The following is a 24,947-nucleotide window of genomic DNA, read 5'->3' as shown; positions in this document are numbered from 1 at the left end:
CCCGTCCCGCCGCGAGCGGACGGGGGCGTCGGCGTACTGCGCCCGTCAGACCGATGCCAACGGGGCCTCCTCGCGCCACTTGAGGTTCTTGTCGAAGCTGACGACCGCCCCGCCCGGACCCGGGCGGTTGGTGAAACGGACGTGATCCGCCAACTCCCGGATCAGCAGCAGCCCCCGCCCGTGTTCGGCCTCCTCGACGGCGGTCGCGGCCCCGGGCCCGGTCGACGGCACCGGACGGGCGCGGGCCGGCCCCCTCCCGTCCTCGGGGAACCCCGGCCCCGAGTCGGTGACCTCGATCCGGCACTTCTCCCCGTCGAGGTAGGCCGACACCCGGTAGGCGCCCGAAGCCCCGCCGTGCTCCACCGCGTTGGCGCACGCCTCGCTGAGGGCGACCGACACGTCGTAGCAGACCTCCGGGTCCACCCCCGCCGTCTCCATCGTGCGCACCAGCACCCGCCGGGCCAGGGAGACGCTCGCGGCGTCGCGCCGCAAGTGGAGAGACCACGAGATGCTCATGCTCCTGCCTCCTGGTTGCGGCTCGACATACCGTTACGTATTGCCATCGGGACGTCACAGCAATCGTGCGGCGAACGTGATGCCGCCCATACGGCCGACCTGCCGCGACGCCCCGCGGCCCGCGGCGGGACGGCGCGCCCCGGGCCCGTCCGCGCCGGTTCCGGGACCGCCGAACGGGTCACGCCCGGCCCCGGCCCCGCTCGGCCGGGTGCCACCGAATTCCGCCCTGCCGCACCGCCCGGCATCCCCCGATGGGATGATGGCGCCGCCATGACTGCCCCCCACAGGTGCGAGGAACGCGGCGGGAGAGACCTCCGGCTGCTGCGGGCCGCGGTGTTCGCCGCGGTCTGCGTCGTGCTGTCCGCCGCGGGGCACGTCCTGGCCTCGTACGAGTCCGTCCCCCCGTGGACGGTGGCGGCCGGGTACCTCGGGGCGTTCGCGGTGGCCCTGCCGCTCGCCGGACGGCCCCGCTCCCTGGCCGGGATCGCCGCGCTGCTGGCCGTGGGACAGCTCGTCCTGCACGCGGTGTTCGGCCTGGGCCAGCACGGCGGCACGGCCACCACGGCCGGCGAGGCGTCCCTGATCGCCCAGGCCGCGCAGCTGGTGTGCGGGGCGGGCGCCTCGGCCATCGGACCGGAGCAGGCGCAGCACCTCCTCGCCGTGTCCGGCGCCCTGCCCGGCACCGCACACCACCAGGAGGCGGCGGAGGTCGGCGGGCTCGCCGGGCTGGTGCCCAGCCTGCCGATGCTGCTCGGCCACGCACTGGCCGCCGCCGCGGCGGGCTGGCTGCTGCGCCGGGGCGACCTGGCGCTGGTCCGGCTGGTCCGGCTCTCCGCGCGCGGGGTCGCCGAGGGCGCACCGGTACGGGCGCTGCGCGCCGCCCTCGCCTTCGTCCGGGCCCAGCTCTCCGGGTCGATCGGGGCGGCGGGCCACGGGCCGGTGACCCCGGTCGCGGACCGGTCCTGGGTGCCGTGGCCCCGGGTCGAGGCACTCCACCACACGGTCGTTCGACGGGGTCCGCCGCTCGCCGCGGCCCTCGGCGCCTAGGTCCTTCCACCGAGGGGCCCGGCCCCCGTGCCCGCTCCGGGTGCTCGGGGTGCTGCGCCGACCGCCCCGCCCGCGTCCACCCGTACCCGCCCGAACGACGACGGGCGTCACCGTGCCGCACCGTGCGCGGGGCGCCGTGCCGTCCGCCGACGCCCGCACCCGTGCCCCCGTGCCGGTGTGCCGCGCCGGCGACCCCCGGGAGCGGTGCGGTGACGGCGCCGGGACGGCGGAATCCGCCCCCGCGTGCCACCCGGGCGCGTCCGGTCGCGTCCTCCCCGGTGGAGGACCCGCCGCGCCGCCGTGGCCGCCGCATTGACCAACGAACCGTCGAACCGCCATGGGCAGCCATGGCAACTGGAGTGCATCGCGATGAACCCGACCGTGAAGTCCCGCGTGCTGCTGACCGCCGCCACCTCCGTGACCGCGCTGTTCGCGCTGGCCTCGCCCGCGCTGGCGCACGTCACCGTGCAGCCCGACGGGGAGGCCGCCAAGGGCGGTTACGCGACGATCGGCTTCAAGGTGCCGAACGAGCGCGACGACGCCTCGACCACCAAGCTGGAGATCACCTTCCCCGCCGAGCAGCCGCTGGCCTCCGTGCTGCCGCAGCCGGTGCCCGGTTGGAAGGCCGAGGTCACCAAGGGCAAGCTCGACAAGCCGCTGAAGGTGCACGGCAGCGAGATCACCGAGGCCGTCACCAAGGTGACCTGGACCGCGGACGGCAAGGGCATCGAGCCCGGCTTCTTCCAGCGGTTCCCGCTCTCGGTCGGGCAGCTGCCCGAGGACGGCGACCAGTTGGTCTTCAAGGCCCTCCAGACGTACTCCAACAAGGAGGTCGTCCGCTGGATCGAGGTGCCCCAGGAGGGCGCCGAGGAACCACGGTTCCCGGCGCCGGTGCTCGCCCTCAGCGAGGCCGCGGACGGGCACCACGGCGGCACCTCGGGCGCCTCCGACAAGGCCGAAGACGACGCCCACGCCGAGGACGGCAAGAACGCGAAGAACGGCGAGGACGCCAAGGACCACGCCTCGGACGCGAGCGGCAGCGACACCACCGCGCGGGTGCTCGGCGTCGTCGGCATCGTCGTCGGCGTGGCCGGCGTCGCCTTCGGGGTCCTCGCCGGTCGCCGCCGCGACACCGGCGCCCGGAGCTGACCCACCGGGCCGGCGCCCCCGCGCCGGCCCGCACACCCCTCTGTACCGGGGCGGACCAGGGCCTTCGGCCGGACACCCGGTCCGGCCGAAAGGCCCTCGCCGCCCCTCTGGAGAATTGCCCCATGCGTACCCAGAAGACCCTCATCGCCTCCGCCCTGCTCACCGCCGCCGCCCTGACCCTGTCGGCATGCGGCGGGAGCGACCAGGACTCCAAGGCCGACACCAACCCCGTCTCCGTCGAGTCCCAGCCGGAGCGCAAGGCCGGCACGGTCCTGGACCGGCCCTTCACCAAGCCCGACCTCGTCCTCACCGACACCCGGGGCGAGTCCTTCGACCTGCGGGCGAAGACCAAGGGCAAGCCGACCCTCCTCTACTTCGGCTACACCAACTGCCCCGACGTCTGTCCGCTGACCATGGGCAACCTCGCCCAGGCCAAGAAGCAGCTGCCGAAGGCCGACCAGGAGCAGCTCCAGGTGATCCTGGTGACCACCGACCCGGAGCGGGACACCCCCGCCTCGCTCGGCAGCTGGCTCAAGGCCCAGGACCCCGCCTTCACCGGACTGACCGGCGACTTCGCCACCATCCAGGCCGGGGCCCGGCAGCTCGGCATCGCCATCGACCCGCCGAAGAAGAACGCCAAGGGCAAGGTCGAGTCGATGCACGGCAAGCAGGTCATCGCCTTCTCCCCGAAGACGGACAAGGGCTACGTCCTCTACAACGGCGACACCACCACCATCGACCAGTACGCAGCGGACCTGCCGAAGCTGATCGAGGGGGAGGCCCCGTGACCCGCACCGGGCGGGCCGCCGTCCTCGCCGGCGCACTCGCCGCCGGGCTGGTGCTCACCGGCTGCGGCGGCGACACCGCCGCCGACCGCGGGCCGAAGCTCACCGTGGGCGGCGCCTACCTGCCCGCCCCGCCCACCGCCGACCTCGCCGCCGGCTACTTCGTGGTCACCAACGAGGGCGCCGCCGACGAACTGACCTCGGTCACCAGCGACCTGGCGAAGACGGTCACCCTGCACCGCACCGTCGACGGCCGGATGCAGGAACAGGAGTCCCTCGCGGTGCCCGCGCGGGGACGGCTGGAGCTGGCCCGCGGCGGGAACCACCTGATGTTCGAGGAGCTGACCCGCAAGCCCGTGCAGGGCGACACGGTCACGTTGGAGCTGCGTTTCGCGAAGGCCGGAACCATGACCCTCCGGGTGCCGGTCCGCGAAGCCACGTACAACCCGGCGGCCCCGGCGCCGTCGTCGCCCCCGTCCGCCTCCGCGGACCACCACTGAGGGAGGGCCCCACCCGTGCAGACCGTCGTTCCCCGTCTGAGGGCCGTGCTGCTGCTGTTCCTGTCGGTCACCGGAGCACTGCTGGCCGGGGCCGCGCCCGGAGCCGCGCACGCCGCGCTGACCGGCAGCGACCCCCAGCGGGGTTCGGTGGTCGCCGAGGCCCCCGAGCAGGTCACGGTCACCTTCTCGGAGACCGTGGCGCTCGCCGAGGACTCGCTGCGGGTGCTCGACCCGCAGGGGGAGCGCGCCGACACCGGGCCCACCACGGAGGCCGGTGCCAACTCCTACTCCGTGCAGTTGAAGCCGGGGCTGCCCAACGGCACCTTCACGGTGGCCTACCAGGTGGTCTCGGCCGACAGCCACCCCGTCGCGGGGGCCTACACCTTCTCCGTGGGCGCCCCCTCCGAGACCTCGGTGTCCCTCGCGGACCAGGCCAGGGGCGGGGACGGGGCGGTCGGCACCCTCTACGACGTCGAGCGCTACGTCTCGTACGCGGGCTTCGTCCTCCTGGTCGGCGGCGCCGCCTTCGTGCTGGTGTGCTGGCCGGGCGGGGCCCGGGTGCAGCCGCTCCAGCGGATCGTGGTGACCGGCTGGCTGGCGCTCACCTCAGGGACCCTGGCGCTGCTGCTGACGCGCGGCGCGTACACCACCTCCGGGAAGCTGGGGGACGTCTTCGACCTGGGGCTGCTCGGGCAGGTCCTCCAGACCAAGACGGGGGCCGCCCTGGTCTCCCGGCTGCTGCTGCTGGCCGCCGCGGCCCTGTTCGTCGCGGTGCTGTTCGGCCCCTACGCGCAGGCGGCCCGCGGAGCCGACGGATCCGGGGAGGGCCGGGGCCGCTCCCGGGACCTGGCCTTCGGGCTGGGGGTGGGCGGCACCGTGGTGGCCACCGGGCTCGCGGCGACCTGGGCGCTCTCCGAGCACGCCTCGACCGGCATCCAGACCGGGGTGGCCATGCCACTGGACGTGGTGCACCTGCTGGCCGTCGCCGCCTGGCTCGGTGGACTGGTCGCCGTGCTCGTCGCCCTGTACCGGGCGCCGGGGATCGACCCCACGGCCGTCCGACGGTTCTCCCGGCTCGCCTTCGGCAGCATGGTCGTCCTCGCGGTGACCGGCCTCTACCAGTCCTGGCGGCAGGTCGGCAGCTGGTCCGGACTGACCGGCACCGACTACGGGCGGTTGCTCCTGCTGAAGGTGGCGCTGGTCGCCGTGGTGCTCGCCGTCGCCTGGTTCTCCCGGCGCTGGACCGCCCGGCTGGCCCCGGGCCCCGGCGAGCCCGCCGAGGACGTCGAGCCCGTCGAGGACGTCACCGCCACGGAACCGGAGGAGGCCGCTCCCGACGCTCCCGACGGGGAGCGGGCCTCCCAGCTCGCCCGGCAGCGCGCCGCGGTGGCCACCGCGGCGGTGAAGCGGGCCCGGGACGCCGACCCGGCCCGCAGCGGGCTGCGCCGGTCCGTCCTGCTGGAGACCGCGGTCGCCGCGGTGCTGCTCGGGGTCACCACCCTGCTGACCGCGACCGAGCCCGCCCGCACCCAGGAGGCCGCCGACCGCGCCGGGGCCGCCGCGCCCGCCGGCCCGGTCAGCGTGGAGCTGCCGTTCGACACCGGTGGCGCCGACGGCAAGGGCACCGCGACCATCGACCTGGAGCCCGGCCTCACCGGCACCAACAGCCTGCACCTCTACGTACAGCGCCCCAACGGCAGCGGGTACAACGTCCCCGAGATCACGGTGGACTTCACCCACCGGGCCAAGGACATCGGCCCGTTGCCGGTCACCCCCGACCTCATCGCCACCGGACACTGGAGTGCGACCGGAGTGACGCTCCCGGTCGCCGGCGAGTGGGAGGTGGCCGTGACGGTACGCACCTCCGACATCGACCAGGTCACCGTGAAGAAGAACGTGAAGATCAGCTGATGACGGACACCTCCACCCCGCGCTCCGCAGAGGCCCCGGGACCCTCCGGGGTCACCCGGCGCCGTCTGCTCGGCACCGCCGGGGCCACCGCGCTCGGCGCGACGGGCGCGGGCGCCGGCTACGCCCTGGCCCGGTCCGGGGAACCCGAGGGCACCCCGCTCTCCTCCGTTGGCGCGGACACGGCAATGTTTCACGGGAAACATCAACCCGGGATCACCACCGCCCTCCACTCCCGGGGCCACCTCATCGCCTTCGACCTGGCCCCCGGCGCGGGGCGCCGGGAGGCGGCGGCCCTGCTGCGCCGCTGGTCGGCGACGGCCGAGCGGCTGATGGCGGGGGAGGCCCCCGAGGGGGACAACGGGATCGCGCTGGACTCCGGGCCGGCCATGCTCACGGTGACCTTCGGCTTCGGCCACCGCTTCTTCACCCGCACCGGACTGGAACCCCGGCGCCCGGTGGCGCTGGACCCGCTGCCGCCCTTCTCCTCCGACCGCCTCGACCCCCGCCGCAGCGAGGGCGACCTCTGGGTGCAGATCGGCGCGAACGACGGGCTCGTCGCCTTCCATGCCCTGCGCACGCTCCAGACCCAGGCGGGCGGCACGGCTCGGGTGCGCTGGCAGATGAACGGCTTCAACCGGTCGCCGGGGGCCACCGCCCGTCCGATGACGGCGCGGAACCTGATGGGGCAGGTGGACGGCACCCGGAACCCGAAGCCCTCGGACCCCGGGTTCGCACAGCAGGTGTTCGTCCCCGACGAGCCCAGCGGCACCGGTACCGCGGCGGTCCCCGGGGGCGGCTCCCCCGCCTGGATGGCCGGTGGGTCCTATGCGGTGGTCCGGCGCATCCGCATGCTGCTGGACCCCTGGGAGGGGCTGTCCCTCCAGGAGCAGGAGGCGGTGATCGGCCGCCACAAGTCCGACGGGTCCCCGCTCACCGGCGGCGACGAGACCACCGAGCCCGATCTGGAGGCGATGGGGCCGGACGGCTTGGTGATCCCCCTCGACGCGCACGCCCGGATCAGCCGCCCGGACCAGAACGGGGGTGCGACGATGCTGCGCCGCCCGTTCTCGTACCACGACGGGTACGACGCTAAGGGCGTGCCGGACGCGGGGCTGCTGTTCGTCTGCTGGCAGGCCGATCCCGCCCGCGGCTTCGTCCCGGTGCAGCGCAAGCTGGACCGGGGGGACGCGTTGTCGCCCTTCATCCGGCACGAGGCCAGCGGGCTCTTCGCGGTGCCGGGCGGCGCGGAGCCGGGCGGCTACGTGGGGCAGGCCTTGCTGGAGGGGTGAGGCGCCGCGGCCAGGGGCGGGATTCCACTAGGCTGGCTGCATGTCGGCCACGCGCTACACCTATCTCGGCCCCGAAGGAACCTTCACCGAGGCGGCGCTCCGCACGCTGCCGGAAGCCGCCACTCGCGAGCTGGTCCCGATGGTCTCGGTGCCCGCCACGCTGGACGCGGTCCGCAGCGGTCAGGCCGCGGGGGCGCTGGTGCCGATCGAGAACTCGGTGGAGGGCGGGGTCACCGCGACGCTGGACGAGCTGTCCCGGGGCGAGCCGCTGATGATCTACCGCGAGGTGGTCCTGCCGATCGCCTTCGCCCTGCTGGTCAGGCCGGGCACCCGGCTCGACGACGTGAAGACGGTGACCGGGCACCCGGTCGCCCAGCCCCAGGTCCGCAACTGGTTGGCGGCGCACCTCCCGGACGCGGTCTGGGAATCAGCGGCTTCGAACGCGGACGGGGCCCGGCTGGTGCAGGAGGGCCGCTACGACGCGGCGTTCGCCGGGGAGTTCGCCGCCGCCACCTACGGTCTCCAGCCCCTGGTCACCGACATCCACGACGCGGTGAACGCCGCCACCCGGTTCGTCCTGGTGGGTCGACCGGGCCGACCGGCCGCACCGACCGGGGCCGACAAGACCTCCGTGGTGATCTGGCTGGACGACGACCACCCGGGCGCCCTGCTCGACCTGCTCCAGGAGTTCGCCATCCGCGGCGTCAACCTGATGCGCATCGAGTCCCGTCCCACCGGTGAGGGCATCGGGAACTACTGCTTCTCGATCGACGCCGAGGGCCACCTCACCGACCGCCGGGTGGGCGAGGCGTTGATGGGGCTGAAGCGGGTCTGCCCGCAGATAAGGTTCCTGGGCTCGTACCCGCGGGCGGGGGCCGCCGCCGACCAGGCGGGTCCGGTCCGGCCGGGGACCTCCGACGAGGCGTTCTCCCTGGCTTCCGACTGGTTGACGCGCTGCCTGGACGGACGATTCACGCCACCGGTCGGTTAGTCGCACCCGCGCCTCCGCCGGGCCGGGTCGGTGCCGCACAGCGTCCCCGAGTTATCCACAGGACACTGCTCCAAGCTGGGGACAAGTCGACAACTCCGTACGGCGGAGTCGACACGTCGACCCCCCGAACCCGCCCCCGACCAGGGAAGGGTTCCCCAGCCATCTCCCTCCTCCCCTGCGGATCGCCCCATCGAGCGAACCGATTCCCCTCGAAAGGGTGAGGAAAGGAGGTTTCATCGACGCCTCCCCGAAGGAACGCCACCCGCGGAACGATCACCTCCGTTATCCACAGTTCTTCCACACAGCCTGTGGATAACCACCCCACTTCCCCGTCCGCTGTGGACAACGCACCCCTTCCCACCAGCTGAACTCCCCACTTCGTACCGGTGGGGCGGACCCGGACCCACCGGAGTCCACCCCCCTCGCCCTGTCGACCGGGGGCTTTTTCGGCCGCCGGCGGTCCGGAGGCCCGGCACCCGGCCCGCGGTCACGCCCGGCACCCGGGCCGCCGGGACATTGCTCACAGGCACCGACAGTCGTGGGCCAACAGCGGGCACCGGTAGCCTTGTGGGGTGATTGACCTTCGCCAGCTCCGTGAGGACCCCGACCGTGTCCGCGCCTCGCAGCGCGCCCGTGGAGAGGACGTCGACCTCGTCGACGCGGTGCTCTCCGCCGACGAGCGGCGCCGGTCCTCCGGACTGCGCTACGACGAACTCCGCTCCGAGCAGAAGGCGCTCGGCAAGCTCGTCCCCAGGGCCACCGGGGAGGAGAAGCAGGAACTGCTGCGGAAGGCCGCCGAGCTGGCCGCCGCCGTGAAGGCCGCGAACGCCGCCCAGGACGAGGCCGACGAGGAGACCAAGCGCCTCGCCCTGCGGCTGGGCAACCTCGTGCACCCCGAGGTCCCGGTGGGCGGCGAGGACGACTTCGTCGTCCTGGAGACCCACGGCACGATCCGGGACTTCGCCGCCGAGGGCTTCGAGCCCAAGGACCACCTGGAGCTGGGCGAGGCCCTCGGCGCCATCGACGTGGAGCGCGGGGCCAAGGTCTCCGGTTCGCGCTTCTACTACCTCACCGGCGTGGGCGCCCTGCTGGAACTGGCCCTGGTCAACGCGGCCATCGCCCAGGCCACCGAGGCCGGTTTCATCCCCATGCTCACCCCCGCGCTGGTCCGACCGCGCGCCATGGAGGGCACCGGATTCCTCGGCCAGGCCGCCGAGAACGTGTACCACCTGGAGAAGGACGACTACTACCTCGTCGGCACCTCCGAGGTCCCGCTCGCCGCGTACCACATGGACGAGATCCTCGACGCCGAGCGGCTCCCGTTGCGCTACGCCGGCTTCTCGCCGTGCTTCCGTCGCGAGGCCGGCACCTACGGCAAGGACACCCGGGGCATCTTCCGCGTCCACCAGTTCGACAAGGTCGAGATGTTCTCGTACGTCGCGCCCGAGGACGCCGAGGCGGAGCACCGCCGGCTGCTGGACTGGGAGAAGCAGTGGCTCTCGGGCCTCGAACTGCCCTTCCAGGTGATCGACGTGGCCAGCGGCGACCTGGGCTCCTCCGCCTCGCGCAAGTTCGACTGCGAGGCGTGGATCCCCACCCAGGGCAAGTACCGCGAGCTGACCTCGGCCTCCAACTGCGACGCCTTCCAGGCCCGACGGCTGTCGGTGCGGATGCGGGACTCCCGCGACGGCAAGAAGGTGCTCCAGCCGCTGGCGACGCTCAACGGCACGCTGTGCGCGGTGCCGCGCACCATCGTGGCCATCCTGGAGAACCACCAGCAGGCGGACGGCTCCGTGGTGGTGCCGAAGGTGCTGCGGCCGTACCTCGGGGGCCGCGAGGTCCTCGAACCGACCAAGTAGGGCACGGCCCGCGCGCGGGCGCCCGCACCGAACCGATCCTGGAGTCGATCAGCACGTGAGCCCCGCGCCGAACCCCGCCGACCCCGTCCGTCCCGCCCCCGCCCCGCCCGCCGGCACGGCCCGGACCGTGCCGGCCGCCCGGCGGGAGACCGCGGACGGCGGCTTCCCCTACCGCTTGATCGCCACCGACCTCGACGGGACGCTGCTCCGGGAGGACCAGTCGGTCTCCGCGCGCAGCCGCGAGGCGCTGGCCGCCGCGACCGCCGCCGGCGCGGCGCACATCGTGGTCACCGGCCGGGCGGTGCCCTGGACCCGGCACATCCTGGAGGACCTCGGGTACGAGGGGCTCGCGGTGTGCGCCCAGGGCGCCCAGCTGTACGACGCGGGCGCGCGGCGGTTGCTGACCTCGGTGACCCTGGACCGTGCAGTGGCCCGGCTCGCCGTGGAGCGGATCGAGGCCGTGGTGGGCACGCTGGCGCTGGCCGTGAGCCGGGACGGACTGGACGGGAACGTGGTCTGCGAGCCCGACTACGTCACCACCGGGGACCTGCCGTACGTCCCCTTCACCGACCGGGCCGAGGCGTGGGCCGAGCCGGTGAACAAGCTGTACGTCCAGCGGCCCGGGCTGGGGGACGACGAACTCACCGAAGCCGCGCGGGCCGCGGTGGGCGGGCTGGTCCAGGTGGTCATGGCGGGGCCCGGGATAGTGGAGCTCCTGCCGCCCGGGCTGACCAAGGCGACCGGTCTGTCGCTCGCCGCACGACGCCTCGGGGTGCAGCGGGCGGAGACCATCGCCTTCGGCGACATGCCCAACGACCTGCCGATGTTCGGATGGGCGGGGTACGGCGTGGCCATGGGCAACGCCCACGAGACGGTCCGGGCGGTCGCGGACGAGATCACCGCGTCCAACGAGGACGACGGCATCGCCCGGACCCTGGAACGGCTGCTGACCACCGGCGCCTGACCGGCGCGGACCGGCCGCCCCCCTTCGTTGCGGAGGCGGTCTTCGTTGCGGAGGATGCGCGGATCGAACGCGCGCGGGCTCTCACCCGACCACGGCTTAGCAAGCCGGTGCCTTCCCACTCGGCCAATCCTCCGGGAGGGCGACCTCGCGCTCTCGCGCGCTCGAAGCGGTCGCCCCGGGCGGCTCCCCGTACGGAGCGGACTCGACGGAGCGGTTGATCACCCCGGAGCCGCGTTCCGCCCACCGCCCTGCGGGGAGCGGGACGGACCGTCGTCGGGCACGTCGCGCTCCTCCCCGGTGGGTGACGCCGGACGAACCGGCGGAACACCCCCACTGTCCCGCACCCGGGGAAGCCGTCGCCAGCGAATTACGGCGGGCGCGCGGGCTCAGCGCCGGCGCCACCTGCGACGCCTGACCTTGGACCAGAACCAGCCCGCGGGCGGCTCGTCGGAGCGCCAGGGCTGGGGCTCCGGGGCCTGACCCCGCCACCTCTCGGCGAGCATCCGGGCCCGTGCGGACGGTTCCTTGGCCTCGGCGGAGCGGACGAACGCCTCGTCCAACTCCACGGAGTCCCAGTCGTCCGGCTCGCCCCCGCCGGGGGTGGTCTCCCCTGCCATCGTCGCTCCCTCCTCGGGCCGTGTCGTGGTAACGGCTCCACCTCCCCCGGGGTTCCCGGGGGAGGTGAAGGCGGCGTCAGTCGCTCACTCCTCGCCGGCCAGCTTCAGGGTGCGCAGCTTCCGCCCGGCGTACCAGGTCGCCAGCACGGTGACCACGACCAGCAGCACCGTCCCCGTGGTGAGGCTCACGTCGGAGGTGACGAGGTCGTTGCCGGCCACCTCGTGGGCCACCGCGCGCGACCACTGCTGGACGCTCAGCGTGCGGGCCCCCGCGATCAGGGTGCCGAAGACGGCCTCCCAGACCAGCGCGTACACCAGGCCGAAGACCACCGCGTGCCGGCTGACGGTGCCGAGCAGCAGGAACAGGGCGGCGTAGGCGATGGAGCTGACGAGGGAGGCGACGGTGAAGGCGACGGCGATCTGCTGGCCGTTGCCGTTGAGCAGGTAGCCGGCGATCAGGGTGGGCACGGCGGAGAACACCATGGTCACCGCGATGGCGACGATCAGCTTGGTGAAGATGATCGACGAGCGCTTGATCGGCTTGGACAGCAGGTAGACCACGGAGCCGTCGTCGATCTCCGGGGCGATGGCGCCGGTGCCGGCGATCACGCCGATGATCGGGACCATCGTGCCGAGGGCGAAACCGCCGAGCACGTCCGCGGCGGCCTGGTCGTCGGCTCCGGTGAAGCCGCGGACGGCCGCGGCCAGTGCGATCAGCAGGGCGGGCAGCGCGAAGAGGATCAGGGCGCGGCGGCGGCCGAGCAGAGCCCGGTAGGTGAGTCGGGCGACAGTGGGGTCGTACATCGGGGGCCTCCTACGCCGCGACCAGGTAAGAGAACACGGATTCGAGGGACTCGTCGGACGGCGAGACCATCAGCAGTCGGATGCCGTGGGCGCGGGCGACCCGGGGCAGCAGGGCGGTGAAGCGTCCGAAGTCGACGGCCTGGACGCGCAGCACCCCTTCCTTCAGGTCGACCTCGATGCCCGCGGTGGACTGGTCGGCGATCAGTGCCGCCGCGAGTGCCCGGTCGTCGCTGGAGCGGACGGTGTAGAGGTGCGGTCGGTCGGTCATCAGCCGGCGGATGCGGCGGAAGTCTCCGGAGGCCGCGTGCCGGCCGGCGACGATCACCTCGATGTGGGAGGCGAGTTGCTCGACCTCCTCCAGGATGTGCGAGGAGAACAGCACCGTGCGTCCCTCGTCGCCCATCCGCCGCAGCAGCTCCATGAGGTGCATGCGCTGGCGCGGGTCCATGCCGTTGAACGGCTCGTCGAGCAGGAGCACCGAGGGCTGGTGGACCAGCGCGGAGGCCATCTTGACCCGCTGGCGCATGCCCTTGCTGTAGGTGGAGATCTTCCGGTCCTGGGCGTACTCCATCTCCACGGTGGCGAGCGCGGCCCGGGCCTCCTCGTCGCCGAGGCCGTGGAGTTCGGCGTTGGCGACGACGAACTCGCGGCCGGTGAGGAAGTCGTACATCGCCTCGCGTTCGGGGACGATGCCGATGTGCTCGTAGATCCCCTCGTTGCGCCAGATGGGCGCGGTGTCGAGGGTGACCGTGCCGTTGGAGGGGGCGAGGAAGCCGCCCATCATGTTGATGAGGGTGGACTTGCCGGCGCCGTTGGGGCCGAGCAGCCCGGTGACCCCGGGTCCGATGGTCATGGTGATGTCGTTGACGGCGACCACGTTGCCGAACCAGCGGGAGGCGTGGTCGATCTCGATGGTGGTCACAGCCCGGCCTTCCGGTAGCGGCGGGCCATCAGGGCGTAGCAGCCCACGACGACGCCCGTGATCACGAGCAGGTAGACGAGGCCCTCGGTCGCGTTCGGGCCGTGCCCGCCGGGGAAGGCGGATTCCGCACCGAGGAACGCGGTGCTCAGCCCGTCCAGCAGGGTGGCCGGGGAGAGCAGTCCGAGCCAGGTGACGGCCCCGGCGCTGTCCTGTTCGAAGGCGATGGCCTGGACGGTGGAGACGGCGCCGTAGGAGATGGTGAGCACGGCGATCACGGCGGCGATGCCGAAGCCCCGGCGCGGGGTGATCGCGGAGATCACCAGCCCGATGCCGGCGAACAGCAGCGACAGGACGGCGACGGACACCATGCCCTGGAGGAACCCTTCGGTCTGGTCGGCGAAGTCGAGCTTGGCGAGCAGCGCGCCCACGTAGAGGATCAGCAGCGGGGTGCCGGTGAGCACCAGCAGCGCGGAGGCCATCGCGGCGAACTTGGCGAGGACGTAGTCCGCGTGCGTGATGGGGCGCGAGAAGTACAGCGGCACCGTCTTGAACCGCAGGTCGCGGGAGACGGCCTGGGGCGCCTGGGAAGCGAGGTAGAGGGAGATGACCGCCTGGAGGACGACCGCGTAGCGGGTGTACTCGACGGGCAGGTCCTTGGCCTTGGTGGCCACCGCCACCGCGACCATGATCAGGGCCGGGGTGCACATGACCGCGAACAGCAGCATGGGCAGGACCTTGGACTTGGCGGACCGGCCGAGTCCGTAGGAGCCGCGCAGCGTCTGGGAGAAGAGCGAGCGGCGGGCGTAGGCCCGGCCGAGTCGGGTCCCGTCGTAGCTGCGGTAGCCGATGTTGTGGATCCGGGTCTGGGACCCGGCCGCGGGCTGCTCAGTGGCCATCGCGGACCGCCTCCTTCCGCTGCTGGTCGTTCGGGGCCGCCGGGTGGGTCCCGGGGTCGTCGTGGAAGACCTCGGCGATGTGGTGCCGGCGCTGTTCCATGCGGATCAGGCCGAGGTCGAGGTCGGCGACGACGTCGCGCACCAGGTCGTAGGTCTCCTCGTCGTCGGCGGTCAGCAGCACGATGTGGCCGGCCCCGGGCAGTCCGCTGCCGGCGTCGGTGGTGATGCCGCGGGCGGCGAGCGCCGCGCGCAGGGCCGCGGTCCCGTCGGGGTGTTCGTCGGAGTCGGTGACCTCGACGGCGAGGGTGGTGGTCTGCTGGGTGAAGTCGGTGGTGGAACTGGAGCGCAGCAGCTTGCCGCCGTCCACCACGACGACGTGGTCGCAGGTGCGCTCCAGTTCGCCGAGGAGGTGGGAGGTGACGAGCACCGAGATGCCGAAGTCGGTGTGGATGCGACGGATCAGGCCCAGCATCTCGTCCCGGCCGACCGGGTCGAGGCCGTTGGTCGGCTCGTCGAGGAAGACCAGCTGCGGGTCGTGCACCAGGGCCTGGGCGAGCTTGACCCGCTGCTTCATGCCGGTGGAGTAGCCGCCGATGGGGCGGTAGCGCTCCTCGTACAGGCCGACGTGGCGCAGGGTGTCCGCGGTGCGTTCGCGGGCCGCGGTGGGCGGCAGCCCGGACATCCGCGCCATGTGGACGACGAACTCGGTCGCCGACACGTCGGGCGGCAGGCAGTCGTGCTCCGGCATGTAGCCGACGCGTTCGCGGATGGCGGGACCCTCGGTGGCGACGTCGAGCCCGAGCACGGCGGCACGGCCCTCGGTGGCGGGGGACAGGCCCAGCAGGATTTTGATGAGCGTGGACTTGCCGGCCCCGTTGGCGCCGACGAGCCCGGTCACCCCGGGCCCGATGTCCACGGAGAGCCGGTCGAGAGCGGTCACCCGCGGGAACCGCTTGCTCAGGCTTTCGGTCGCGATCACAGTCACGTTCCGACCGTAGGGGCGGATGCCCGCCGGGTCGTCAGCCCGTGGTGCCGGCCCGGGATCAGCCTCGGGTAGGACGTTCCCGTAGGGGTACGTCCGAAGTCGCACGGCAGCGGGCCGCGCCGGAGCCGTCCGCGGGCCGCCGGGGTCCGCTTGACGTGCTCCTCGCCATGGGGCCACAGTCGAGGTGGTCACGTTCCGTGACCGCGGTACGGGTGCCCGCTCCGTCGAGCGCGCGCCGAGGAACGCCTGCGGGCGACGGTCGAGGGGCGAGCGGATGGGGTCGCGGGCGGAGCGCGGACGTCGGGTGCGCACGGACGGGGTCGAGTTGTGCGTGGTCGAGGCGGGGGACCCGGCCCGGCCCACGGTGGTGCTGGTGCACGGGTACCCGGACACCAAGGAGGTCTGGGACGAGGTCGCCGCACGGCTCGTGGACCGCCACGACCTGCACGTGGTCCGCTACGACGTGCGCGGGCACGGCGGTTCGACGGCGCCCGGGACGCCGGCCGGGGGCTACACCCTGGAGAAGCTGACCGGGGACTTCCTGGCCGTGGCGGACGCGGTGAGTCCCAACGCGCCGGTGCACCTGGTGGGCCACGACTGGGGGTCGGTGCAGGGGTGGGAGTTCGTGACGGTGGACCGGACCCGGGGCCGGATCGCCTCCTTCACCTCGGTGTCCGGCCCGTCCCTCGACCACTTCGGGCACTGGGCCGCCCGGCGCCGGGCCCGCCCGACACCGCGCGCCGCCGCGCAACTGCTGGGCCAGACCGCCCGGTTCTGGTACGTCGCCGCCCTGCACGCACCGGGGGTGGCGGAGCGGGCGTGGCGCAGCGGCCTCGGTCGGCGGTGGCCCGGGTTCCTGGCCCGGGCGCACCGGGTCCCGCCCGGTGCCCATCCCGCTCCTTCGACGCCCTCGGACGGGGCGCGCGGGGCCTGGTTGTACCGGGACAACGTCCGCCCCCGGGTGCGCGCCCCGCGGGCGGACGCGTACGCCCACGTCCCCGTGCAACTGGTCGTCCCCTCGGACGACGCCTTCGTCTCGCCGGCCGTGTTCGACGGACTGGAGCGGTGGGTGCCGGAGTTGACCCGTCGTACCCTGGACGCCCGGCACTGGGTGCCCCGCACCCATCCGGACCGGCTGGCCACCTGGGTGGCCGACTTCGTGGCGGCGCACCACGCGGAGACGGCGGCGGGCGCGACCCGGGCCACCGGACGCCGGAGCCGGCGCGCGGACCGGTACGCGGAGCGGTTCGCCGGGCTGTTGGTGCTGGTCACCGGGGCGGGCAAGGGCATCGGACGGGCCACCGCGCTGGCCTTCGCCCGGGCGGGCGCCCGGGTGGTCGTGGTGGACCGCGACGCGGTCGCGGCGCGTCGGACCGTCCGGGAGGCCCGGGCGGCGGGGGCGGCCGGGGCGTGGAGCGAGGCGGTGGACGTGGGCGACGGGGACGCCATGGCGGAGTTGGCGGCACGGGTTCACGCCGAGCACGGGGTGGTGGACGTCCTCGTCAACAACGCGGGCGTCGGCCTGGCCGGCCCCTTCCTCGACACCACCCCCGAGGAGTGGCGACGGGCGCTCGACGTGAACCTGTGGGGAGTGGTCCACGGTTGCCGCCTGTTCGGGGCCGGGATGGCCGAGCGCGGCCAGGGCGGTCACATCGTCAACATCGCCTCGGCCGCGGCGTTCCTGCCCTCCCGCACCATGCCCGTGTACGGCGCCACCAAGGCGGCGGTGCTGGCGCTGAGCGAGTCCCTGCGGGCGGAGTTGGCCGGCCGGGGCATCGGGGTTTCGGCGATCTGCCCGGGGATCGTGCGTACCGACATCGCCGCGACCACCCGGTTCGCCGGCGCGGACGCGGCGGAGCAGGAACGGCGTCGGACCAGCGCCAACCGGCTGTACCGGCTGCGCGGTTACCCGCCGGAGCGGGTGGCGCGGGCGGTGCTGGGCGCGGTGGTCCGCGACCGCCCCGTGGTGGCGGTGTCCCCGGAGGCCCGCGCCGTTCGGGCCCTGGCCCGGTACGCGCCCAAGATCCTTCGGAGGGCTGCCCGGTTCGGGTCGCCGAGATGACAACGGCCCTTCTGCCGGCGGCGTCCCGGACCCCCTCGGCCACGGACCGTCACGGTTCTTGCGCCACGCGGTCGTTGGGGATGGAGAGAAACCTTTCACCTGGCCCTCGGCACCCGCACGGAGAGCAACTTCCCTTTTTCACCGCCCTGTCGGCCAACCAGCGTACAAACAACGCAAATTCCCCAAATCACCATAAAATCAAAGCCAGTTGTCCACAGGATGCGCCATCCAAGCTGTGGATAACTGAACTTGACTGTGGATCAAACCTCTGAACCCAAAAAGTCGTGCACGTTTTCCCCCCGCCGGTCCGCGCAGGTCGGAGCCCTCCCCTCCCCGGCGGACGGGACCGATCCGGCCGTGAAGCCGAACCGGGCCGGAGCACGCGGAAGGGGCGGCCCGAAGGATTCCGGACCGCCCCTCGCGAGGTCTGCTCAGCGTCGGGCGACCCCCGGCGCCACGTCCTCGTACACGGCGTCGACGCCACCGCGCTCGGCGGGACGCTCCGCGGTGCGCGCCGCCGCACCCGCCCCGCAGTACGTCGCCTCCAGCACGCCGGCCATCGTGGTCAACACGCTCCCGTTGTTCGAGGTGTTGGCCAGGGCGCTGACGCTCCGCTTCCCGTCCTTCGAGGTGAAGGCGTATGTGTAGTACCCCTGCACGGTGCCGGTGTGCCCGTACACGGAGACGCCGCAGGACAGGTCCCGGCGGCGCAGCCCGAGCCCGTAGTGCTGGGTCCCCGCGGCGTTGGTGGGGGCCCACCGCTGCATCTCGGCCAGCTCCTCGGCGGGCAGCAGCCGCCCGCCCAGCAGGGCGGACAGGAAGCGGTTGAGGTCACCCGGGTGGGAGATCACCGCCCCCGCCGCCTGCGCCCAGGAGGCGGTCTGCCGGGTGGAGTCCACCAACGGCGCACCCGCCGCGTCCGGCGTCAGGTAGCCCCGTGCGTGCCGCCCGGGGATCGCCGTGTCGGGGTGCACGTACACGGTGTTCTTCAGCCCCAGCGGCTTGATGATCCGCGACCGGTACTCCTGCCCGATGGACCGGCCGGTGACCTCCTCGACCAGCATGCCGGCCACCACGAAGTTGGTGTTCGAGTACCCGTACGCCGTGCCCGGCGCGGGGGACGGGGCCCGGGTCAGGGACAGGTCGACGAGTTCCTGCGGCGTGAATACCCTGTCCCGCACCGCCTCGAAGCCGGGCACCGTCTGCTGGAACAGGTCGTTGGTGTAGTCCCACAGCCCGCTGCGGTGGTTCAGGACGTGCCGCACCGTGACGGCGTCGTCCGGCAGCAGCTCGGGCAGGTAGCGGTTGACGGAGGCGTCGAGGTCCACCTTCCCCTCGGCGACCAGTTGCAGCAGGACCACGGTCGTGAAGGTCTTGGACACGCTGCCGATGCGGAAGCGGTCCGCGGTGCTCAGCGGGCGCTGCTCCTTCCGGTCGGCGAGCCCCTCCACCACCCGGTGCGTGGTCTTGCCGTCGTCGACCCGTGCCATCGCCCCGGGCGCACCCTGGGACAGCGCCTTCTGGAGCACGGCGCGCAGGGCCGCCGTGTCGGGCGCGGCGGACCGTGCTGCGGGCGCGGCTGCCCCGGTCGCCGGTGCGGTGCTCCGCGCGCCGGCGGCGCCCTCCGCCGCGTACGCCGCCTGGGCGGGCAGCGCCGTTCCGAGCGTCAACAGCGCCGTGCCCAGTGCCACGGCGCCCGCGAGCTTGCGTCGATGCATTTCTCCCCGATCCCTTGCCGTTCCCGTTCCGTTGTCCTGCCCAGCGTGGGGAAGCCGCGGACGAAACGGCTGACGGCGCGCCCCGGCCCCGGAACGTGCCGCGGTACGGATCACCGTCGGGGAGGAACCCGGACCGGTGCGCGGCGGGTCGCGCCCCGCCGGGGGAGCGCCCCTCACTCGAACGCACCCCGCGGCACGAGGACCGTCGACCCCGCCGTGCGCACCGCCCGGGGCCTTCCTGCTGCCCCACCAGCAGGACGGTTCCCCACCCCAAGACGGCCGGAATCCGCCGTTCGTTCCACCAGGGGACGGATTGCCGCACCCGATTGACGGCGCGCGCCGGTGCGGAGGTTGACGGCCCGTCACCCCGGTGCCGGGCGGCGGGACGGCCTCACCCCAGCTGGGCGAGCGCCTCGGTGGCGATGCGTTCGAAGACGGCCGGGTCGGTCGCGAAGTCCGAGCCGGGGACCGGCCAGTGGATGACGAGTTCGGTGAAGCCGAGGTCCCGGTGGCGTCCGGCGTAGTCCACGAAGGCGTCCACCGACTCCAGCGGCCCGTTGCGGTCCGGGGTGAAACCGTGCAACAAGACCCTGTCCAGCTCCGCCGGGTCCCGGCCGAGCTCCGAGCACGCCTTCCCGAGCCTCTCGACCTGTCCGCGCAGCGCCGCCCGCGACTGCTCCGGGGTGCCCTCCTCGTACAGCTTCGGGTCCCCGGTCGTCACCCACGCCTGCCCGTGCCGCGCGGCGAGCTTCAGCCCGCGCGGCCCGGTCGCCGCCACGGCGAACGGCAGCCGGGGCCGCTGGACGCAGCCGGGGAGGTTCCGGGCCTCCTCGGCCGCGTAGAACTCCCCCCGCTGCGAGACCGCACCCTCGGTGAGCAGCCGGTCGAGCAAGGGCACGAACTCGCCGAACCGGTCCGCCCGCTCCCTCGGCGACCACGCCTCCCGCCCCAGCGCCGTGGCGTCGAAGCCGCTGCCGCCCGCGCCGATGCCCAGGGTGATCCGCCCGCCGGAGACGTCGTCCAGCGAGATCAGCTCCTTCGCCAACGGGACGGGGTGCCGGAAGTTGGGCGAGGTGACGAGCGTGCCCAGGCGCAGCCGGTCCGTGGCGGTGGCGGCGGCGGTGAGGGTGGGCAGGGCACCGAACCAGGGGCCGTCGCGGAAGGTCCGCCAGGAGAGGTGGTCGTAGGTGTACGCGGTGTGGAAGCCGAGTTCCTCGGCGCGCTGCCACTTCGCGCGGCCGCCCTCGCGCCAACGGTCTACGGGGAGGATCACGGTGCTCAGACGCATGGCCCCGACGATACGCGGGCTCCCCGCCGCGGCGGATATGCCGACGGAGCAGATCCGTGCCACACCCGCCTTGCCTCGGAGGCCGCTACCGTGACGACATGGGCACCCTGGGCAGGGTCGATCTTGAGGTCATGATCGAAGAGGCGACTGCCGACGCGTACGGCGATGACGAGCAGCGCACCGGTCTGTTCACCATGCTTGAGGAGCACCTCGACGTGCCCTTCACCACGGTGGTTCTCGGCGTCGAGGTGACCGTGCGCGGCGTCGGCCTCACATCCGATGGCAGGATCGTGGCGCTGTGCTCTCGTGGCCGCCTCCGGCAGTCGATCGGCATTCTGGAGCTGCCGTTGCCCAGCCCGTCGCCCCGGGGTGCGGAGTGGATCGAGGCGTACCGCCACTGGGCCGGCTGAGGTCGGACAACTTCTCACTTCACGCGGAACCGGATCGTGCGAAAGGGCTGAACGTGGCTGAGGCCGTACAGGGCGAGCATCAGGGTGCCGCTGAACCGTCGCTGACCGATCTCATCGAGCGAAGTGCCGAGTTGAAGGGGGAACTGGTCTCCTTCGCTCAGAGCGCCCGCTTCGACCGGTGGCTGACGCCCCTCTTGCTGGAGGCCGCCGGGGCCGCACGGCGGCTGGACGAGGGCGAGGCGATCCGGATCACCGACCACTTCATCCTGCGGTACCGCCTGCCGGATGGCTCGACCGTGGTGGACCGGTTCATCACCGGGCGGAAGGACTTGACCGCGTCCGACCGGACAATGCTGCTCGGCTGGCGCGACCCGGTCGAGGGCATCTTCGAGGTCCAGCGCAAGGACGGCGATTCGGTCGTCCTGCTCAACCTTCTCGACGACCTGGAGTACCGCACGTACTCGAATGTCGGGCGGGCGGCGTTCCGCGGAGTGTCCAGGGGCGGATTCCTCCATACCTGCCTGGTACCCGTTCATTCGGCCGACAGTGCGTGGCTGGTGTCCGGGGCGATGTCCCACTACCCCCGGTCCAGTGCCGCCGACATCGCACAGGCGGCGCTCGAACTGGCCGCCAGCCAACCCTCGCTGGTCTTCCGCAACCCCGCGAAGATCGAGCAGGGATGGCAGCAGATGAGAGAGGACCGGGCCGCGTTCATCGAGTTCTGCGACGGCGACGAACTGATCCTCCCCCCTGCCGAAGCCGGGGATCTCCTCAATGCCTACTACCGCCACCGCCAAGAGGCCGCCGCCTCACAGCAAGGCAGCGCCCGAGCCCGGGGCAGGCGGATCACCGGCCTGGACCTGCCCTTCTTCGAGTTGCCGCGAGAACTCGCGGCAGCGGACACCGTCGGCGTCATCTACGACCAGGTCGACGGACTCAACTTCTACGCCGACTACGGGATGCTGCGGGACCTCTTCGCGGACCCCGCCCTCACGGGCCGTAGGCGGCACCAGGACCTGCTGCGTACATACCTGCGCGAGGAGTCGATCACGCCCCTGCCGATCCGACGACTGGCCGCCGCGCATCCCGAGACCGCCGACGCGGTGTTCCGGAGACTCCTGCGGAATCCCGGCTTCGCCTGGAGCGAGCACGGTGAGGCACTACTGCACCGGCGCAAGCCCTGGTACTACGAGAACGAGCCCCGCCCGGGCGTCTCCGTCATCGGTGACCGCCTCGGCGCGCTCCTCGCCGACCGACGGTAGACGTCATGAAGCGCCAGCGCATTAATAGGTCATGTACTACACTTGCCTTATGGACACGCCCCGCCCCGGCAAGACCCGAGTCACCAGCGTCTCCCTGCGCGCCGAGACCCTGGAGGCGATCCGCGCACGCGCCGGCAAACAAGGCGTCTCCTCCTATATCGAGGAGGCCGTGCAGCGGCAGCTCCAGCGCGAGGCCATCGACGAGTACATCGCCACCGCTGAAGCGGAACACGGCCCCGTCGACCCTGCCGAGGTCTCGGACAGGGCGGAGCGCATCCGCGCCCACCACGCCGCCCACCGCGGTGGGTCCGCCCCGGCGGACGCTGCATGAGCGGGACTCTCGTTCTCGACAGTGAGGCCCTCTCCAAACTCTCCCGCCGGCACCGTGACATGACCGTATGGCTGGACGTCGCCCGCAGGCTGGACCTACTCGTTGTGACGAGCGCCGCCACGTTGGTGGAGGCACGCGACCCGAAGGTGCCGCAGGCGGCGTTCGACCACGCCGTTTCCCTGGCCAAGGTGCGTCCCGTCACGGAGGAGACCGCACGGGTGGCAAGCAAACTGCTCGCTGCCGAGAGTCTGCACGGTCAGAAGCACGCCATCGATGCGATGCTCGCGGCCACGGCTCACGTGGAGCACGGCGATGTCACTGTCATCACGAGCGACACGGACGATCTGCGCCGGCTGTGCCACCCACGCATCGCCGTCGAACCGATCTGAGCACCCCCCTCGGCCCTTCCTGGATCCCCGCGTCTCCTCAGGTCAGCGCGTGAGGGCTCCCCGCCGCCTCGGACGGCGATGCGCCGGCACGGCCGACGACCCCGCCGGGCGGCGGTCCGCCGGTGCCCCCGGAACGGCGGGGAGGACCGGTGCCGGAGCGGAGGGGAAGGGCTGCACCGACGAGAATCACTCACTTGTGCGGACCTTCGCACGCACGTGCTGGCATATGCGCGAGAATGGCGGGGTGACGTCACCCTCACCGCGGCCGTGGACGACGGCCACCTCCGCCCGCCCGCCCCGGCTGATCGCGACGGACCTCGACGGGACCCTGCTGCGGGACGACAAGACCGTCTCGCCCCGCACGGTCGCCGCCCTCGCCGCCGCCGAGGCGGCCGGCATCGAGGTCTTCTTCGTGACCGGCCGGCCGGCCCGCTGGATGGACGTCGTCAGCGCCCATCTGCACGGGCACGGCATCGCCATCTGCGGCAACGGGGCCGCCGTCGTGGACCTGCACGGCGGGCCCCTCGCACCCCGCTTCCTCAAGGTCCGCGAGTTGCCCGCGGAGGCGGCCCGCTCGGTGGTGTCGGCCCTGCGGGAAGCGGCCCCCGGGACCGCCTTCGCGGTCGAGCGCACCGGCGGTCTGCACCACGAGCCGGACTACCCGCCGCTCCAGCTCGACATCGGCGAGAGCGTCGCCCCGGCCGAGAAGCTCCTCGCCGAAGGGGCGGCCGGCGAGGGCCAGCCCGTGCTCAAGCTGCTCGCCCACCACCCCGCCCTCGCCCCGGACGCCTTCCTCGACCTCGCCCGCGCGGCCGTGGGGGAACGGGCGAACGTCACCCGTTCCAGTCCGACCGCCCTGCTGGAGATCAGCGGCCCCGGGGTGTCCAAGGCCAGCACCCTGGAGCTGTGCTGTGCCGAGCGGGGCATCTCCCCCGCCGAGGTCATCGCCTTCGGCGACATGCCGAACGACATCGAGATGCTGGCCTGGGCCGGCACCTCCTTCGCCATGGGCAACGCCCACCCGGCCGTCCATGCCGCAGCCACCCTGCTGACCAGCGGGAACAACGAGGACGGAGTCGCCGTCGTCATCGAGCGGATCCTCGCCGAAGGGCTCTGACCACCCCGCCGGGACCCCGTCCGGTCACAGCTCCACGCCCCGCTGGGCGAGCCACGGCACCGGATCGATGCCGGAACCGAGCTGCGGGGTCAGCCGCACCTCGAAGTGCAGGTGCGGCCCCGTGGAGTTCCCGGTCGTCCCGGAGAGTCCGATCCACTGCCCGGCCCGCACCCGTTCCCCCTGCTCCACGGCGACCGAGGACAGGTGTGCGTACTGCGTGTGGTAGCCGCCCGGATGCGCCAGCACCACGGCGATCCCGAACGCGCCCCCGCACCCGACCCCCACCACCCGGCCCTCGCCGACCGCCCGCACCGGGGTGCCCTCGTCCACCGCGAAGTCCTGGCCGGTGTGCCGGCTCGCCCACCGTTGCCCCGTTCCGCCGAAACCGGCCGACAGCGCGTACCCGTCGAGCGGGGCGACCCAGTCCTCCGCGGGCAGCGGCCCGGGTTGCGCCAGGCGCACCGCGCCGGCGCACCGCCCCGCCGCCACCGCCCGCTCCGACTCGCTCCGCAACCGCTCCTGCGCCCGGGCGAGCTTCTCCTCGATCTCCCGTCTCAGCGCCGCCAAGCGTTCGTTGCGGCGCTCCAAGGTCCGCCACTCCCGGGAGGCCGCCGCCTCGTCCGCCGCCAACCGCCGCTGCGCGGCAGCGCTCTCCTCGATCCGCTGACGGAGGCTCAGCCCCGCCTGGCGCAGGGCGTGCTGACCCTGCACCACACCCTGCGGATCGTCGGTCAGCAGCATCCGCGCGGTGTACGGAACTCCGCCGCCGGTCCGGTACTGGGCCGCGGCGATCCGGCCGAGGTCGGCGCGGAGCGCCGCCACGGCCCGGCGCTCGGCGGCGAGCCGCCGCTCCAGTTCCCGGGCCCGGGCGCGGGTGGCGGCCACGGCTCGGAGCCCCTCCTCGTAGGTGCGGGACGCGTCGGCTGCCTCCTCGTACAGCCGCGCCACCTCGGCGCCGGCGTCCCCGTCAACGGGGCCGGGCAGCCCGGGCGGGTAACCGTCCTCGGACGCGTTGACGTGCGGGACGGCCACGCCGAGCAGCACGCACAGGACGGCCGGGACGAACAGCGGACGGTGACGGGAACGCCGCGCACGACGACGGGGGAAGGCCATGTGACGGATCGTCGCGCGGGGT

General features: G+C 73.1%; 24 protein-coding genes and 1 tRNA gene. 15 read left to right on the top strand and 10 right to left on the bottom strand.

Features of this window, described 5'->3' with window-relative positions:
• Positions 1-45 precede the first annotated feature (45 nt).
• The gene (locus tag ACSMX9_RS14525; RefSeq protein WP_445402722.1) at positions 46-516 is read right to left on the bottom strand and encodes an ATP-binding protein; all 471 of its coding nucleotides are present in this window, start codon (positions 514-516) and stop codon (positions 46-48) included.
• A 270-nt stretch (positions 517-786) separates the two neighbouring features.
• On the opposite strand from ACSMX9_RS14525, the gene ACSMX9_RS14520 reads away from it, so the two are divergent.
• From ACSMX9_RS14520 to ACSMX9_RS14480, 9 genes are all read left to right on the top strand, one after another.
• A complete protein-coding gene (locus ACSMX9_RS14520; RefSeq protein WP_445402721.1) occupies positions 787-1,563 on the top strand; it encodes a hypothetical protein in 777 nt (258 codons plus the stop codon).
• A 369-nt stretch (positions 1,564-1,932) separates the two neighbouring features.
• Positions 1,933-2,712, top strand: a complete 780-nt coding sequence (locus tag ACSMX9_RS14515; RefSeq protein WP_445402720.1) for a YcnI family copper-binding membrane protein — start codon at positions 1,933-1,935, stop codon at positions 2,710-2,712.
• 122 nt (positions 2,713-2,834) lie between these two features.
• Positions 2,835-3,500: an SCO family protein gene (locus ACSMX9_RS14510; RefSeq protein ID WP_445402719.1), complete on the top strand. Its 666-nt coding sequence runs from the start codon at positions 2,835-2,837 to the stop codon at positions 3,498-3,500.
• Positions 3,497-3,997, top strand: coding sequence for a copper chaperone PCu(A)C (locus ACSMX9_RS14505; protein WP_445402718.1), 501 nt, complete (start codon positions 3,497-3,499; stop codon positions 3,995-3,997). Before ACSMX9_RS14510 ends, ACSMX9_RS14505 begins: the two co-directional genes overlap by 4 nt.
• A 15-nt stretch (positions 3,998-4,012) precedes the next feature.
• A complete protein-coding gene (locus tag ACSMX9_RS14500; RefSeq protein ID WP_445402717.1) occupies positions 4,013-5,908 on the top strand; it encodes a copper resistance CopC/CopD family protein in 1,896 nt (631 codons plus the stop codon).
• The gene (gene efeB, locus ACSMX9_RS14495) at positions 5,908-7,197 is read left to right on the top strand and encodes an iron uptake transporter deferrochelatase/peroxidase subunit (RefSeq protein ID WP_445402716.1); all 1,290 of its coding nucleotides are present in this window, start codon (positions 5,908-5,910) and stop codon (positions 7,195-7,197) included. The genes ACSMX9_RS14500 and efeB overlap by 1 nt, the downstream gene beginning before the upstream one ends.
• A gap of 40 nt (positions 7,198-7,237) precedes the next feature.
• Positions 7,238-8,188, top strand: a complete 951-nt coding sequence (gene pheA / locus ACSMX9_RS14490) for a prephenate dehydratase (protein WP_445402715.1) — start codon at positions 7,238-7,240, stop codon at positions 8,186-8,188.
• Positions 8,189-8,760: 572 nt separating this feature from the next.
• Positions 8,761-10,047 (top strand): serine--tRNA ligase, encoded by a 1,287-nt coding sequence (serS, locus tag ACSMX9_RS14485; protein ID WP_445402714.1) that lies wholly within the window; start codon positions 8,761-8,763, stop codon positions 10,045-10,047.
• 127 nt (positions 10,048-10,174) lie between these two features.
• Positions 10,175-11,011 (top strand): HAD family hydrolase, encoded by an 837-nt coding sequence (locus ACSMX9_RS14480; protein ID WP_445402993.1) that lies wholly within the window; start codon positions 10,175-10,177, stop codon positions 11,009-11,011.
• A gap of 48 nt (positions 11,012-11,059) precedes the next feature.
• Here the strand turns inward: ACSMX9_RS14480 and ACSMX9_RS14475 are convergent.
• The 6 genes from ACSMX9_RS14475 to ACSMX9_RS14450 all read right to left on the bottom strand — a co-directional run bounded on the left by ACSMX9_RS14475 (position 11,060) and on the right by ACSMX9_RS14450 (position 15,229).
• A tRNA-Ser gene (locus tag ACSMX9_RS14475) sits at positions 11,060-11,144 on the bottom strand.
• 253 nt (positions 11,145-11,397) lie between these two features.
• Positions 11,398-11,628 carry an SGM_3592 family protein gene (locus tag ACSMX9_RS14470; RefSeq protein WP_445402713.1) on the bottom strand — a complete coding sequence of 77 codons (231 nt, stop codon included), beginning with the start codon at positions 11,626-11,628 and terminating at the stop codon, positions 11,398-11,400.
• Positions 11,629-11,712: 84 nt separating this feature from the next.
• Positions 11,713-12,432 carry an ABC transporter permease gene (locus tag ACSMX9_RS14465; RefSeq protein ID WP_445402712.1) on the bottom strand — a complete coding sequence of 240 codons (720 nt, stop codon included), beginning with the start codon at positions 12,430-12,432 and terminating at the stop codon, positions 11,713-11,715.
• Positions 12,433-12,442: 10 nt separating this feature from the next.
• Positions 12,443-13,354, bottom strand: coding sequence for an ABC transporter ATP-binding protein (locus ACSMX9_RS14460; RefSeq protein ID WP_445402711.1), 912 nt, complete (start codon positions 13,352-13,354; stop codon positions 12,443-12,445).
• Positions 13,351-14,250, bottom strand: a complete 900-nt coding sequence (locus ACSMX9_RS14455) for an ABC transporter permease (RefSeq protein ID WP_351245347.1) — start codon at positions 14,248-14,250, stop codon at positions 13,351-13,353. Before ACSMX9_RS14455 ends, ACSMX9_RS14460 begins: the two co-directional genes overlap by 4 nt.
• On the bottom strand, positions 14,240-15,229 hold the full coding sequence (locus tag ACSMX9_RS14450) for an ABC transporter ATP-binding protein (RefSeq protein ID WP_445402992.1): 990 nt from the start codon (positions 15,227-15,229) through the stop codon (positions 14,240-14,242). Before ACSMX9_RS14450 ends, ACSMX9_RS14455 begins: the two co-directional genes overlap by 11 nt.
• A 280-nt stretch (positions 15,230-15,509) precedes the next feature.
• On the opposite strand from ACSMX9_RS14450, the gene ACSMX9_RS14445 reads away from it, so the two are divergent.
• Positions 15,510-17,297 (top strand): SDR family oxidoreductase, encoded by a 1,788-nt coding sequence (locus ACSMX9_RS14445; RefSeq protein WP_445402710.1) that lies wholly within the window; start codon positions 15,510-15,512, stop codon positions 17,295-17,297.
• 431 nt (positions 17,298-17,728) lie between these two features.
• Here ACSMX9_RS14445 and ACSMX9_RS14440 read toward each other — a convergent pair whose 3' ends face one another.
• Positions 17,729-19,015, bottom strand: coding sequence for a serine hydrolase domain-containing protein (locus ACSMX9_RS14440; RefSeq protein WP_445402709.1), 1,287 nt, complete (start codon positions 19,013-19,015; stop codon positions 17,729-17,731).
• Between the two features lie 391 nt (positions 19,016-19,406).
• Complete coding sequence (locus tag ACSMX9_RS14435; protein ID WP_445402708.1) at positions 19,407-20,303, bottom strand: LLM class flavin-dependent oxidoreductase; 897 nt, start codon at positions 20,301-20,303, stop codon at positions 19,407-19,409.
• A gap of 98 nt (positions 20,304-20,401) precedes the next feature.
• Here ACSMX9_RS14435 and ACSMX9_RS14430 point away from each other — a divergent pair, with 98 nt between their 5' ends.
• The 5 genes from ACSMX9_RS14430 to ACSMX9_RS14410 all read left to right on the top strand — a co-directional run bounded on the left by ACSMX9_RS14430 (position 20,402) and on the right by ACSMX9_RS14410 (position 23,812).
• Positions 20,402-20,713, top strand: a complete 312-nt coding sequence (locus tag ACSMX9_RS14430) for a hypothetical protein (protein ID WP_351245327.1) — start codon at positions 20,402-20,404, stop codon at positions 20,711-20,713.
• A gap of 53 nt (positions 20,714-20,766) precedes the next feature.
• The gene (locus tag ACSMX9_RS14425) at positions 20,767-21,975 is read left to right on the top strand and encodes a hypothetical protein (RefSeq protein WP_445402707.1); all 1,209 of its coding nucleotides are present in this window, start codon (positions 20,767-20,769) and stop codon (positions 21,973-21,975) included.
• Positions 21,976-22,024: 49 nt separating this feature from the next.
• Complete coding sequence (locus ACSMX9_RS14420; RefSeq protein WP_445402706.1) at positions 22,025-22,306, top strand: hypothetical protein; 282 nt, start codon at positions 22,025-22,027, stop codon at positions 22,304-22,306.
• The gene (locus ACSMX9_RS14415) at positions 22,303-22,695 is read left to right on the top strand and encodes a type II toxin-antitoxin system VapC family toxin (protein WP_445402705.1); all 393 of its coding nucleotides are present in this window, start codon (positions 22,303-22,305) and stop codon (positions 22,693-22,695) included. The genes ACSMX9_RS14420 and ACSMX9_RS14415 overlap by 4 nt, the downstream gene beginning before the upstream one ends.
• Before the next feature lie 226 nt (positions 22,696-22,921).
• Complete coding sequence (locus ACSMX9_RS14410; protein WP_445402704.1) at positions 22,922-23,812, top strand: Cof-type HAD-IIB family hydrolase; 891 nt, start codon at positions 22,922-22,924, stop codon at positions 23,810-23,812.
• A 24-nt stretch (positions 23,813-23,836) separates the two neighbouring features.
• Here ACSMX9_RS14410 and ACSMX9_RS14405 read toward each other — a convergent pair whose 3' ends face one another.
• Positions 23,837-24,925, bottom strand: coding sequence for a M23 family metallopeptidase (locus ACSMX9_RS14405; protein ID WP_445402703.1), 1,089 nt, complete (start codon positions 24,923-24,925; stop codon positions 23,837-23,839).
• Positions 24,926-24,947 lie beyond the last annotated feature (22 nt).

Source organism: Streptomyces sp. LE64 (assembly GCF_052606915.1).
Note: the sequence above shows the minus strand (reverse complement) of the source record. Positions and strands in the feature narration are given on the sequence as shown.

Excerpts from the sequence above, each read along its gene's own strand:
- ACSMX9_RS14525 (WP_445402722.1), bottom strand. The coding sequence starts at position 516 with ATGAGCATCTCGTGGTCTCTCCACTTGCGGCGCGACGCCGCGAGCGTC.
- ACSMX9_RS14520 (WP_445402721.1), top strand. The coding sequence starts at position 787 with ATGACTGCCCCCCACAGGTGCGAGGAACGCGGCGGGAGAGACCTCCGG.
- ACSMX9_RS14515 (WP_445402720.1), top strand. The coding sequence starts at position 1,933 with ATGAACCCGACCGTGAAGTCCCGCGTGCTGCTGACCGCCGCCACCTCC.
- ACSMX9_RS14510 (WP_445402719.1), top strand. The coding sequence starts at position 2,835 with ATGCGTACCCAGAAGACCCTCATCGCCTCCGCCCTGCTCACCGCCGCC.
- efeB (WP_445402716.1), top strand. The coding sequence starts at position 5,908 with ATGACGGACACCTCCACCCCGCGCTCCGCAGAGGCCCCGGGACCCTCC.
- pheA (WP_445402715.1), top strand. The coding sequence starts at position 7,238 with ATGTCGGCCACGCGCTACACCTATCTCGGCCCCGAAGGAACCTTCACC.
- ACSMX9_RS14470 (WP_445402713.1), bottom strand. The coding sequence starts at position 11,628 with ATGGCAGGGGAGACCACCCCCGGCGGGGGCGAGCCGGACGACTGGGAC.
- ACSMX9_RS14465 (WP_445402712.1), bottom strand. The coding sequence starts at position 12,432 with ATGTACGACCCCACTGTCGCCCGACTCACCTACCGGGCTCTGCTCGGC.
- ACSMX9_RS14455 (WP_351245347.1), bottom strand. The coding sequence starts at position 14,250 with ATGGCCACTGAGCAGCCCGCGGCCGGGTCCCAGACCCGGATCCACAAC.
- ACSMX9_RS14445 (WP_445402710.1), top strand. The coding sequence starts at position 15,510 with ATGGGGTCGCGGGCGGAGCGCGGACGTCGGGTGCGCACGGACGGGGTC.
- ACSMX9_RS14440 (WP_445402709.1), bottom strand. The coding sequence starts at position 19,015 with ATGCATCGACGCAAGCTCGCGGGCGCCGTGGCACTGGGCACGGCGCTG.
- ACSMX9_RS14435 (WP_445402708.1), bottom strand. The coding sequence starts at position 20,303 with ATGCGTCTGAGCACCGTGATCCTCCCCGTAGACCGTTGGCGCGAGGGC.
- ACSMX9_RS14430 (WP_351245327.1), top strand. The coding sequence starts at position 20,402 with ATGGGCACCCTGGGCAGGGTCGATCTTGAGGTCATGATCGAAGAGGCG.
- ACSMX9_RS14420 (WP_445402706.1), top strand. The coding sequence starts at position 22,025 with ATGGACACGCCCCGCCCCGGCAAGACCCGAGTCACCAGCGTCTCCCTG.
- ACSMX9_RS14415 (WP_445402705.1), top strand. The coding sequence starts at position 22,303 with ATGAGCGGGACTCTCGTTCTCGACAGTGAGGCCCTCTCCAAACTCTCC.
- ACSMX9_RS14410 (WP_445402704.1), top strand. The coding sequence starts at position 22,922 with ATGCGCGAGAATGGCGGGGTGACGTCACCCTCACCGCGGCCGTGGACG.
- ACSMX9_RS14405 (WP_445402703.1), bottom strand. The coding sequence starts at position 24,925 with ATGGCCTTCCCCCGTCGTCGTGCGCGGCGTTCCCGTCACCGTCCGCTG.